Genomic DNA, 9497 nt, shown 5'->3' with positions numbered 1-9497 from the left:
GGCTGGTGCCGACGAAGGTGTTGAAGTCCGGCGGGGACACCTGCGGCGCCGTGTAGCCCCCCACGGTCACGCCCGACACGGTCGGCGGCGTGGCGAAGGTCCCCTGCCCCACCGTGGCGGAAGAGCCTGGCAGCACGCCCGACACCGCCGAGGGCGGGTTGGCCGGCGCCGCCGGTGAGAACGCGCCGCTGAAGGTCGAGGGCGCCGCCGAAGGCAACGTGCGCCCTGCGTTCGGAGCCACCGTCGTCGTCCCCGACGCGCCCAGCGTGTTGCCGCTCCCCGCCGTGGACGCGGGGGTCGTCGCGCCACTCGTGGTCGCCGGCCCCGTGGCGCCACTCGTCGTCGCCAGCTCCGTGCCGCCCGCGGTGGTCGCCTCGCCCGGGGCCGGCACGGTCGTGGCCACGCTCGTCGCCCCCGCCGTCCCCGCCCCCAGCGTCACGCCCGTCGTCCCCGCCGTGCCGCCGCCTCCCGTGCCCTGCTCGAAGCGCGGCGGAGACACCGGCGCCACCGCCGCCGGGAACGCCGTGGGCGCCACCGGCGTCAGCGACGCGAGCGACGCGGGCAGCTCCCCCGTCGTGGGCACCACCGCCACCGACGGCACCCGAGCGCCGTCCACGTCGATGGCCACGTCATCGAAGAGGAACTGGATGAACCCGCGCGGCTCCGCCTGGGGCGGCAGGTTCCACACCACCACCACCAGCTCCGCGTCCCCCGGCCGCGCTTCCCGCAGCAGCCGCTTCGTGTCGTCGTCCGCGAACGTGCCCGCGTCCAACGCCGCCGCGTGAATGAGCGCCGAGTCCGTCAGCAGCGTCCCGTTGCGCCACACGCTGCCAATGCCCCACACGGCCATCGCCGCGTGCGCGCGGGTCGTCGCCCGCCAGCCGATGCCCGTCTCACCGTAGAGGGGCGTGCCCATCAGCACCCCGCCCTCGACGAGGTGCGGCGGCGGTGGCGGGAGCGGCCCCGCGGGCACCCGCGACATCGCCTGCGCGGGCGGGAAGCCCGCCTGCGTCAGCTCCACGCGGTACTCCGTGCCGCCCACGCGCAGGCTCGCGGAGAGCTCCGCCTTGTCGCCGAAGGTCGCGTTCGCGACGCCGACCCGGTCCTGCACGGAGAGCGACGCCTGCCCCGTGCCGCGCTCGGTCAGGTCACCGAACGGAAGCGAACCCTGGAAGAAGTAACCGTCCGGCCGCTCGGTCCTCGCGCTGGCCTCCCGGCCCTCGAACGTGAACCCGTCGCCCCCTGGCGCCGCCGCCAGGAAACCGGACAGCAAGATGCTCGTGATTGGACCCGCCATCGACGCTGCCTCCCTTGAAGCTGAAGGTAGGCAGCGGAGCGGGCCGTGGCACGCCCCGGACTAAATCAGCCCGCGAGCGCGGCGGATCTGCTCGACCGTCTTGTTGTACTCGATGTCGAAGGCGCTCGTGCCCTCCTGCAGGTGCTTCAGCCGGGAGCGGGCCTCCTTGTCGATCTCGTCGTCGACGTCCAGGTGCTTCTTCATGACCTGGTTGATCTTCTGACGCAGCCCGTTATCGGCGGAGTAGACCTCCTCGACGTTCCGGCTGATGAGGAGGAACTCAATCATCTGGTTGATGACGTACTCGATGCCCTCGTCCCCCATCTTGAAGCCGCGCACGTCCGCCATCTCGCGCTTCACCTGGTTGAACTTGGAGTAGTCATATCCCCGACGCTCCAGGGCCTCGCGCGTCGCCTGGTTCACACGCTCTTCATTGGCGAGGTACTCACGCATGATGGCGGACAGGTCCATCTCGGCGTCGGCCACGCGCATCGGCTCCACCTCGATGTCCCCGTCCTGCATGAGCTGCTGAATGGCCTCGCGCGAGATGATCGGGATCACCTTCGGATACAGCCTCATGTCGGTCCCTCGTCCTCTTCAAACGTGCTCGGATCTTCAACCGCTATAAATCAGCGCCGAGCATGGTCGCAATGAAAAACCCTAGGAACGTCGCGGGTTCCAGCGGCCAGCCCCCCGGCGTCCGAAGCGGAACTTAATCATGCCGCACCGGGTGGCGACCCTCCATCCGCTTTTTCGTGCACAGGGTCGGAAGCGTCATCCAGCGACGCCTCGCGCACGGGGTCCTCGGTGTCGTCCTCCGGGTCGCCATGCAGGCCCGCGTGGACGCGCTCGGCCATCGCCGGGCCCACGACCTCGGTCAGCTCCTCGATGGTGGCCTCGCCCACCCGCTTGAGTGAACCGAAGTGGCGCAGCAACATCTTCCGCCGTCCCTCGCCCACGCCGGGAATGTCCTCCAGCGCCGAGCGCAGCGAGCTCTTGCGCATGGATTTGCCCTGGAAGGTGATGGCGAAGCGGTGGGCCTCGTCCCGCATGCGCGTGAGCATGAACATTTCCGCCGAGTTCTGGGGCAGGACGATGGGGTCCTTGCGGCCCAGGACGAAGACGCGCTCGGGGCTCCTGGCGCTCTCCGCGTCCCGGTCGAAGACCTCCTGGTCGCGGCTCTTGGCCAGGCCCACCACGTCCACGCCCTCCACGCCCAGGTCCTTCATGGCCGCGTGCGCGCTGGCGAGCTGGCCCTTGCCGCCGTCGATGACGAGCAGGTCCGGCAGGTCCCCGTCCTCCAGCCCGCGCTTGAGCCGCCGGGTGATGACCTCGTACATGCTGGCGAAGTCGTCCTGCTTCTCCACGGACTTGATCTTGTATTTGCGGTAGCGCGACTTGTCCGTCTCCCCGTCCGTCACGGCCACCTGTGACGCCACGATGGAGGAGCTCTGGAAGTGGGAGATGTCGTAGCACTCCATGCGGCGCGGGAAGTTGCGCAGGCCCAGCTTGGACTGGAGGCGTGACAGGACCGTGTCGGTCTCGTCCTTGCTGCGCTTGCGCTCCACGAACGCCTGCTCCGCGTTCTTCACGGCCATGTTCACCAGCTCATGCTTCTCTCCGCGCTTGGGGACGAAGACGCGCACGCGCTCGCCCTTGCGCTCCGTGAGCAGGTCCTCCAGGCCGTCGGTGCCGTCGCCGGGCTCCAGGGGCAGCAGGACCTCCTCCGGCACGAAGCCGCCCTGGTCGTAGTAGAGGTTCACGAACGAGGCGAGCAGCTCGTCGTCCGGGAACTCCTGGCTGCCGAAGGGGAAGGCCTGACCGCCGTTGAGCCGGCCCTGCCGCACGTGCAGCACGTAGAACAGGATGCGGTCGCCCTCGCGGTACAGGGCGAAGACGTCCTGGTCCTTGAAGTCGGTGGTGGCCACCTTCTGGCGCTCCAGGCTGCGCTCGATGGCGAGCAGCTGGTCGCGCACCCGCGCGGCCTCCTCGAACCTCAGCTCCATGGACGCGCGCTTCATCCGCGCGCGCAGCCCCTCGATGAGCTGCCCCGCCTTGCCCTCCAGGAACATGGCCACCTCGTCCACGCTCTTGCGGTACTCCTCCGGGGACACCGGGTAGACGCAGGGGGCCGGGCACCGTCCGATCTGGTACAGCAGGCACGGCCGCTTGCGGTTGGCCAGCACGTGGTCCGTGCAGGTGCGCAGGCGGAAGAAGCGGTTGATGAGGCGCAGCGTCTCGCGGATGGCGCCCGCGCTGGAGTACGGGCCGAAGTAGCGCGCGCCGTCCTTCTCGTACTTGCGCACCACCTCCAGCCGGGGGAACGGCTGGCTGCGGTCCAGGCGCAGGGAGATGAACTGCTTGTCGTCCTTGAGCAGGACGTTGAAGCGCGGCTTGTGCTTCTTGATCAGCTCGTTTTCAAGGAGGAGGGCCTCCTTCTCGTTGTGGACGAGCACCGTCTCCAGGTCGCCCAGCATCGTGTCCAGGAGGGACACGAAGACGCGGGTGTCACCGGAGCGGTTGAAGTAGCTGCGCACGCGGCTGCGCAGGTTGATGGCCTTGCCCACGTAGATGATGGTCCCGCGCTTGTCCTTCATCAGGTACACGCCGGGCTCGGTGGGCAGCGCGTCCAGCTTCTCCTGCAGCCGGATGTCCATGGCGGGGCCTCGCTAGCTCTTGCGCGACCGCGAGCGGGCCGCGGGCTTCGCCGCCCCGGACGGGCCGCCCCCCGACGAGGAGGGGCGCCCGCGCCCCCGCCCCTTCTTGGGCGTGGTGCCGGGCGGCTCCACCGCCCTGGCCGGCGCGCGCAGGAGCGACCGGGACGCGGGCTTGAGCCCCAGGTCCATGTCCTTGAGCAGTTGGACGCGGTCGCGGTGCTCGGCGGCCTTCTCGAACTGCATCTCGTCCGCGGCCTTGAGCATGTCGGCGGTGAACTCCTCGATGAGGCGCTTGATCTCCTTGGGCTCCAGGAGGTCGTTCTCGCCCTCCGCCGCCATGGGCAGCGCGCTCGCGCCCGCGTCGTAGTCCGGGATGTTCTCCGTGAAGTCGGAGATGTTGCTCTTCACCGTGCGCGGCGTGATGCCGTGCTCCTGGTTGTACGCGCGCTGGATGTCCCGGCGGCGCGCCGTCTCATCCATGGCGCGCTTCATGGAGTCGGTGACCTGATCCGAGTACATGATGACGCGCCCGTTCACGTTGCGCGCCGCGCGGCCGATGGTCTGGATGAGCGACACGTGGCTGCGCAGGAAGCCTTCCTTGTCCGCGTCCAGGATGGCCACGAGCGACACCTCGGGGATGTCCAGGCCCTCGCGCAGGAGGTTGATGCCCACGAGCACGTCGAACTCGCCCCGGCGCAGGTCGCGGATGATGGCCATGCGCTGGATGGCGTCGATGTCCGAGTGCAGGTAGCGCACCTTCACGCCCACGTCGCTGTAGTACTCGGTGAGGTCCTCCGCCATGCGCTTGGTGAGCGTCGTCACCAGCACGCGCTCGTTGCGCGACACGCGCACGCGGACCTCCTCCAGCAGGTCATCCACCTGGTTGCCGGCGGGGCGCGTCTCCACCTCCGGGTCGGTGAGGCCGGTGGGGCGGATGATCTGCTCCACCACCACGCCCTTGGACTTCTGTAGCTCGTACTCCGCGGGGGTCGCGGAGACGAAGACGGCCTGGGGGACCATCTCCTCGAACTCGCTGAACTTCAGCGGCCGGTTGTCCAGGGCGCTGGGCATGCGGAAGCCGAAGTTGACCAGCGTCTCCTTGCGCGCGCGGTCGCCGCGGTACATGGCGCCGATCTGGGACACCGTCTGGTGGCTCTCGTCGATGAGCACCAGCAGGTCGCGGGGGAAGTAGTCGATGAGGCACGGGGCCGGCTCCCCCGGCGCGCGCCCGGTGAAGTGGCGCGAGTAGTTCTCGATGCCGTTGCAGTAGCCGACCTGCTCGATCATCTCCAGGTCGAACATGGTGCGCTGCTCCAGCCGCTGCGCCTCCAGCAGCTTGCCCTCCGCCTTGAACTTCTGGAGCTGCTCGGCCAGCTCCTCGCGGATGGTGCGCATGGCGTTCTGGCGCGCGTCCGCCCCGGCGACGTAGTGGCTGGCGGGGAAGATGACGATCTTCTCCAACTGGCCCAGCGTCTGGCCGCGCAGCGGGTCGAACTCGGTGATGCGCTCCACCTCGTCGCCGAAGAAGCTGACGCGCACGGCGCGCTCCTCCTCGTAGGCGGGGAACACCTCCACGGTGTCGCCGCGGGCGCGGAAGGTGCCGCGGTGGAAGTCCAGGTCGTTGCGCTCGTACTGGGCCTCCACCAGCCTGCGCATGAAGCCGTCGCGGCCCATGTCCTCGCCCACGGCGGCGCGGATGGCCAGGTCCACGTAGCTGCGCGCGGCGCCCAGGCCGTAGATGCAGGACACGCTGGCCACGATGATGACGTCGTTGCGGGTGCGCAGGCTGTGCGTCGCCGAGTGGCGCATCCGTTCGATGTTGTCGTTGATGGACGAGTCCTTCTCGATGAAGGTGTCCGTCGACGGGACGTAGGCCTCGGGCTGGTAGTAGTCGTAGTACGAGACGAAGTACTCGACGGCGTTGCTCGGGAAGAGCGCCTTGAACTCACCGTACAGCTGCGCCGCCAGCGTCTTGTTGTGCGCGATGACCAGCGCGGGGCGCTTCACGTTGGCGATGAGGTTCGCCATCGTGAACGTCTTGCCCGAGCCGGTGACGCCCAGGAGGGTCTGGTAGCGGTCGCCGCGAAGCAGGCCCTCGGTCAGCTCCCCGATGGCCCTCGGCTGGTCTCCCTGCGGCTTGTGCTCACTGACGAGTTCGAACTCCGGCATAGGGGACAGATCTAACATCCCCGCCGCCTGTGTACTGAACCTTCGTGCATGTCCGTCCAACAAAGGACGGGGCGCTCCCCTACTTCGCGGCCGGGGCCCTCAGTGCCTCCAGGGACCTCAGGCGGGCGGCCTCGAACTCGTCGCCCTTGTTCCACGCGGGCATCTCCGGGGCCCTGGCCACCTGGGCGCCCACCAGGAAGAACAGCCGCGCGTCCTCCACCGCGCCGGACAGGTCCCACTCCGGGCGGAGCTCATCCGAAGGCTGGTGGTAGTGCTTTGTCTCCCACTGGCCGCGCTGCTGCTTGCCCCAGCCCTCCGGCCGGCCGATGAAGTCCATGCCGCTGCCGAAGTAGGCGGCCGGGATGCCCTGCCGCGCGAAGTTGAATTGATCCGAGCGGTAGAAGAACCCGCGGTCGGAGAGCTGATCCGCCTTCACCGTGCGCCCCTGCGTCCTCGCCATGGTGGTGACGTAGGTGTCGAGCGACGACTTGCCCAGCCCGATGACGGTGATGTCGCGGGTGCGGCCCAGCACGTTGCCGCCGTCCACGTTGATGTCCGCGGCGATGCGGCCCGGGGGCACGGGCGGATGCGCCGCGAGGTACGCGGAGCCCAGCAGGCCGTACTCCTCCGCGGCCACCGCGGCGAAGAGGATGGAGCGGCGCGGCGGCGTGGGCAGCGAGGCGAAGGCGCGGGCCACGGACAGCATCGCGGCCACGCCCGCCGCGTTGTCCAGCGCGCCGTTGTAGATGACGTCCTCGCCGGGCTTGCCGTCGTCCTTCTTGCCCAGGTGATCATGGTGCGCGCTGTAGAGCACCACCTCCTTCGCAAGCGTGGGGTCGCTGCCGGGCAGGAGCCCCAGCACGTTCGCCGTGGGCCTGCGGCGCACCTCGTTGGACATGCGCAGGGACACCGTCACGCCCAGCGGCACCGGCTGGAAGTCCCGCTTCTGGGCGGCGGCGCGCAGCGCGTCCAGGTCCTGCCCCGCGAGCTTCAGCACCTGCCTGGTGGCGTCCTCGGTGGTCCAGGCCTTCACCTGGAGGCGGGGGGCGTCACCGGAGGGCAGCTCGAACTGCTCACCGGTCCACGACGTGCGCACCACCTGCCACGGGTAGCCCGCGCTGGGCGTGGTGTGGATGATGATGGCGCCCGCCGCGCCCGTCTTCGCCGCCTGCTCGTACTTGTAGTCCCAGCGGCCGTACCAGAGGCGCGTCTTGCCCGCGAAGAGGCGCGGATCGTCCTCCGGATCATTGTTGAGGATGACCAGCGTCTTGCCCCTCAGGTCCGCGCCCTTGAAGTCGTCCCACTGGTACTCCGGCGCGACGATGCCGTAGCCCACGAAGACGAGCTCGGACGCGTCCAGCCGCGCCTCCGGGGTCTGCACGCCGGACACGGCGATGAAGTCCTCGCGCGGCTGGAGCTCCACGCGGCCCGCCTTCGCCTGGAAGGTCATCGCGCCCGGGCGGCTGTGGATGCCCATCAGGTCGAAGCGCTGGAAGTAGCTGCCCCCCGCCGCGCCGGGCTTGAGGCCCAGGCCCTCGAACTGCGTGGCGATGTACTCCTGCGCCAGCGCGTCGCCGCGCGTGCCGGGGCCGCGGCCCTCCAGCAGGTCGCTCGCCAGGAAGCGCACGTGCGCGCGCAGGAGGTCCGCGGTGATGGCCTGCTCGGCCGTCTTCTCCTGCGGCGTGACGGTGAAGGCGCCCGCGGCGAGCGCGGCGGCCGAGCACAGCGAGACGAAGAGCGCGGGGAGGAGCCTCATGGGCCCGGTGCGTAACATGGCCGCACGGGCGCCCCCCAGCGGGTTTTCAGGAGGCCGTCGCCGCCACCTTCCAGGAGGTGCCGGCAGGCGTGTCCATGATGTCCACGCCCAGGGCCTTGAGGGCCCCGCGCACCTGGTCCGCCCTGGCGAAGTCCTTCGCGGCGCGCGCGGCGGTCCGCTCGGCGAGCAGCCGCTCCACCTCCGCCACGTCGATGCCGCGCTCGCGCACGGCCCGGTCGCGGCGGCGCAGGAGCCAGGCCCCCGGGTCGTCCTCGAAGAGGCCCAGGACGCGGGACGTCTCGCGCACCTGCTCGCGCAGCGCCTGGAGCGTGCGGCCCACCAGCGGCTTGTCCTTCACGGGCGGCTTGTCGGTGAGCTCGTTCATGAAGCCGAAGAGGCCCGACAGCGCGCCCAGCGCGCCCGCGGTGTTGAAGTCGTCGTCCATGGCGGCCTCAAAGTCCGTGAGGAAGCGCGCGGGGTCGCCGTGCAGCGGGCCCTTGCCGAAGTCCTTGCCCGTGACGCGCTCGTCCACCTTGCGCAGCGTTTCGTAGAAGTACTCCATGCGCCCTTCGGCGTCCTGGAGCGCCTTCTCCCCGAAGTTGAGCGGGTGGCGGTAGTGCGTGGAGAGGAAGAAGAAGCGCAGGGCCTCCGGATCCACCTTGGTGAGCGCGTCGCGCAGGCGCACCACGTTGCCCAGCGACTTGGACATCTTCGCGCCTTCCAGGTCCAGGAAGCCGCAGTGCATCCAGTACTTCGCCATCGTCTGGCCGGTGGCGGACTCGCTCTGGGCGATCTCGTTCTCGTGGTGGGGGAAGATGAGGTCCAACGCCCCGCCGTGGATGTCGAAGGTGCGGCCCAGGAACTTCTCGCTCATCGCGGAGCACTCGATGTGCCAGCCCGGCCGGCCCTTGCCCCAGGGGCTGTCCCACGAGGGCTCTCCCGGCTTCGCCGCCTTCCACAGCGCGAAGTCCAGGGGCTGGCGCTTGAGGTCGCCGGGCTGCACGCGCTCGCCCTGGCACAGGTCCTCCAGGTTGCGCTTGGACAGCTTCGCGTAGTCATCGTCCTTGTCGACGGCGAAGTACACGTCGCCCTTCGCTTCGTAGGCGTAGCCCTTGTCCACGAGCGTCTGGATGAGGGCGATGATCTCCGGGATGGTCTCGCTCACGCGGGGGGACACGTCCGGCTCGCGCAGGTGCAGCGCGCGGGCGTCCTCGCGGAAGGCCTCCACGAAGCGCGAGGCCAGGTCCACGGGCGCCTCACCCGTCTCGTGCGCGGCCTTGATGATCTTGTCGTCGACGTCCGTGTAGTTGCGCACGTACGTCACCTTGAAGCCCCGGTAGCGCAGGTAGCGGACCACCACGTCGAACGACGTGAAGGTGCGCGCGTTCCCGATATGGATGTAGCTGTAGACCGTGGGCCCACAGACGTAGACCTTCACCTCGCCGGGCACGAGAGGCTCCAGCGGCTCCTTCTGCATGGACATCGTGTTGAAGAGCCGGATGGATGGGGGGGCCACGGTGGAAGGTCCTCCTTGGGGACGGGGCGGGCGCGGCACTTGCGCAACGCGATACACACTCTAGGATCCAGGGTCTCACACAGGCCAGCACTTGGCGTTGGA

Annotated in this window: 6 protein-coding genes; all 6 read right to left on the bottom strand. The window is 69.4% G+C overall.

What is annotated here, in order from left to right:
- Window positions 1-1297 (bottom strand): hypothetical protein (locus U8525_RS28920; RefSeq protein WP_374269931.1); only part of this gene is annotated, 1297 nt, incomplete at its 3' end.
- Between the two features lie 60 nt (window positions 1298-1357).
- Window positions 1358-1876, bottom strand: a complete 519-nt coding sequence (locus U8525_RS28915) for a DUF507 family protein (protein ID WP_223634776.1) — start codon at window positions 1874-1876, stop codon at window positions 1358-1360.
- A gap of 137 nt (window positions 1877-2013) precedes the next feature.
- Window positions 2014-3954: an excinuclease ABC subunit UvrC gene (uvrC, locus tag U8525_RS28910; protein WP_374269930.1), complete on the bottom strand. Its 1941-nt coding sequence runs from the start codon at window positions 3952-3954 to the stop codon at window positions 2014-2016.
- Window positions 3955-3966: 12 nt separating this feature from the next.
- Window positions 3967-6123, bottom strand: a complete 2157-nt coding sequence (uvrB, locus tag U8525_RS28905) for an excinuclease ABC subunit UvrB (protein WP_374269929.1) — start codon at window positions 6121-6123, stop codon at window positions 3967-3969.
- Between the two features lie 79 nt (window positions 6124-6202).
- The gene (locus tag U8525_RS28900) at window positions 6203-7879 is read right to left on the bottom strand and encodes a M28 family metallopeptidase (RefSeq protein WP_374269928.1); all 1677 of its coding nucleotides are present in this window, start codon (window positions 7877-7879) and stop codon (window positions 6203-6205) included.
- A 46-nt stretch (window positions 7880-7925) separates the two neighbouring features.
- Complete coding sequence (gene cysS, locus U8525_RS28895; protein ID WP_374269927.1) at window positions 7926-9395, bottom strand: cysteine--tRNA ligase; 1470 nt, start codon at window positions 9393-9395, stop codon at window positions 7926-7928.
- Window positions 9396-9497: the final 102 nt, after the last annotated feature.

Source organism: Corallococcus sp. RDP092CA (genome assembly GCF_041903675.1).
Lineage (GTDB): Bacteria > Myxococcota > Myxococcia > Myxococcales > Myxococcaceae > Corallococcus.
Note: the sequence above shows the minus strand (reverse complement) of the source record. Positions and strands in the feature narration are given on the sequence as shown.

Bases quoted from the DNA above. Each gene is read 5' to 3' on its own strand.
- U8525_RS28915 (WP_223634776.1), bottom strand. From the start codon at position 1,876: ATGAGGCTGTATCCGAAGGTGATCCCGATCATCTCGCGCGAGGCCATT.
- uvrC (WP_374269930.1), bottom strand. From the start codon at position 3,954: ATGGACATCCGGCTGCAGGAGAAGCTGGACGCGCTGCCCACCGAGCCC.
- uvrB (WP_374269929.1), bottom strand. From the start codon at position 6,123: ATGCCGGAGTTCGAACTCGTCAGTGAGCACAAGCCGCAGGGAGACCAG.
- U8525_RS28900 (WP_374269928.1), bottom strand. From the start codon at position 7,879: ATGAGGCTCCTCCCCGCGCTCTTCGTCTCGCTGTGCTCGGCCGCCGCG.